Raw genomic sequence first — 2,500 nt, 5'->3', positions numbered from 1 at the left:
GTCTGACGGAGCAACGCCGCGTGAACGATGAAGGCCTTCGGGTCGTAAAGTTCTGTTGTTAGGGAAGAACAAGTACTAGAGTAACTGCTAGTACCTTGACGGTACCTAACCAGAAAGCCACGGCTAACTACGTGCCAGCAGCCGCGGTAATACGTAGGTGGCAAGCGTTGTCCGGAATTATTGGGCGTAAAGCGCGCGCAGGTGGTTTCTTAAGTCTGATGTGAAAGCCCACGGCTCAACCGTGGAGGGTCATTGGAAACTGGGGAACTTGAGTGCAGAAGAGGAAAGTGGAATTCCAAGTGTAGCGGTGAAATGCGTAGAGATTTGGAGGAACACCAGTGGCGAAGGCGACTTTCTGGTCTGTAACTGACACTGAGGCGCGAAAGCGTGGGGAGCGAACAGGATTAGATACCCTGGTAGTCCACGCCGTAAACGATGAGTGCTAAGTGTTAGAGGGTTTCCGCCCTTTAGTGCTGCAGCAAACGCATTAAGCACTCCGCCTGGGGAGTACGGTCGCAAGACTGAAACTCAAAGGAATTGACGGGGGCCCGCACAAGCGGTGGAGCATGTGGTTTAATTCGAAGCAACGCGAAGAACCTTACCAGGTCTTGACATCCTTCGCTACTTCTAGAGATAGAAGGTTCCCCTTCGGGGGACGAAGTGACAGGTGGTGCATGGTTGTCGTCAGCTCGTGTCGTGAGATGTTGGGTTAAGTCCCGCAACGAGCGCAACCCTTGATCTTAGTTGCCAGCATTCAGTTGGGCACTCTAAGATGACTGCCGGTGACAAACCGGAGGAAGGTGGGGATGACGTCAAATCATCATGCCCCTTATGACCTGGGCTACACACGTGCTACAATGGATGGTACAAAGGGCTGCGAGACTGCGAAGTTAAGCGAATCCCATAAAACCATTCTCAGTTCGGATTGCAGGCTGCAACTCGCCTGCATGAAGCTGGAATCGCTAGTAATCGCGGATCAGCATGCCGCGGTGAATACGTTCCCGGGCCTTGTACACACCGCCCGTCACACCACGAGAGTTTGTAACACCCGAAGTCGGTGGGGTAACCGTAAGGAGCCAGCCGCCTAAGGTGGGACAGATGATTGGGGTGAAGTCGTAACAAGGTAGCCGTATCGGAAGGTGCGGCTGGATCACCTCCTTTCTAAGGATTTAGAGGTACGCTTGGTATTTTGTTTAGTTTTGAGAGATCATCTGATCTTTCTATAATAAGTAAGACTCATACATAGGAGTCTAAATGCATCTTGCATTGAAGATCCTGTGTTTTATGTTCCTTGAAAACTAGATAACGAAAACAATTCAAGTAATTCACTGAGTTTAAACGCTTAGTTTAGTGATTCTCTTAATAATGTTAAAAACGACATCTTCGATGTCAAAGGTTAAGTTGTTAAGGGCGCACGGTGGATGCCTTGGCACTAGGAGCCGATGAAGGACGGTACTAACACCGATATGCTTCGGGGAGCTGTAAGTAAGCTTTGATCCGGAGATTTCCGAATGGGGAAACCCACTGTTCGTAATGGAGCAGTATTTTCATCTGAATACATAGGATGATAAAGGCAGACCCGGGGAACTGAAACATCTAAGTACCCGGAGGAAGAGAAAGCAAACGCGATTTCCTGAGTAGCGGCGAGCGAAACGGAATTAGCCCAAACCAAGAGGCTTGCCTCTTGGGGTTGTAGGACACTCTATACGGAGTTACAAAGGAACGGAGTAAATGAAGAGGTCTGGAAAGGCCCGTCAAAGAAGGTAACAACCCTGTAGTTGAAACTTCGTTCCCTCCAGAGTGGATCCTGAGTACGGCGGGACACGTGAAATCCCGTCGGAAGCAGGGAGGACCATCTCCCAAGGCTAAATACTCCCTAGTGACCGATAGTGAACCAGTACCGTGAGGGAAAGGTGAAAAGCACCCCGGAAGGGGAGTGAAATAGATCCTGAAACCGTGTGCCTACAAGTAGTCAAAGCCCGTTAATGGGTAATGGCGTGCCTTTTGTAGAATGAACCGGCGAGTTACGATCCCGTGCAAGGTTAAGTTGATAAGACGGAGCCGCAGCGAAAGCGAGTCTGAACAGGGCGAATAAGTACGTGGTCGTAGACCCGAAACCAGGTGATCTACCCATGTCCAGGGTGAAGTTCAGGTAACACTGAATGGAGGCCCGAACCCACGCACGTTGAAAAGTGCGGGGATGAGGTGTGGGTAGCGGAGAAATTCCAATCGAACCTGGAGATAGCTGGTTCTCTCCGAAATAGCTTTAGGGCTAGCCTTGAAATGAGAGTCTTGGAGGTAGAGCACTGATTGGACTAGGGGCCCCCATCGGGTTACCGAATTCAGTCAAACTCCGAATGCCAAAGACTTATGTTCAGGAGTCAGACTGCGAGTGATAAGATCCGTAGTCAAGAGGGAAACAGCCCAGACCACCAGCTAAGGTCCCAAAGTATACGTTAAGTGGAAAAGGATGTGGAGTTGCTTAGACAACCAGGATGTT

The 2,500-nt window shown here is 50.1% G+C and carries 2 rRNA genes (both running past the window's edge); both read left to right on the top strand.

Going from position 1 to position 2,500, the window contains the following annotated elements:
• Positions 1–1,161 (top strand): 16S ribosomal RNA (locus A9C19_RS19790); it begins 390 nt to the left of the window's first position.
• Between the two features lie 233 nt (positions 1,162–1,394).
• Positions 1,395–2,500: ribosomal RNA gene (locus tag A9C19_RS19785) — 23S ribosomal RNA — on the top strand; it runs 1,823 nt beyond the window's last position.
• Together the 16S and 23S rRNA genes form the textbook arrangement of a ribosomal RNA operon.

This window comes from Bacillus weihaiensis (genome assembly GCF_001889165.1).
In the GTDB taxonomy this organism is placed as follows: Bacteria; Bacillota; Bacilli; order Bacillales; family Bacillaceae; genus Metabacillus; species Metabacillus weihaiensis.
The sequence above is the reverse complement of the archived record's forward strand: the minus strand, read 5'-3'. Positions and strand labels throughout refer to the sequence as shown.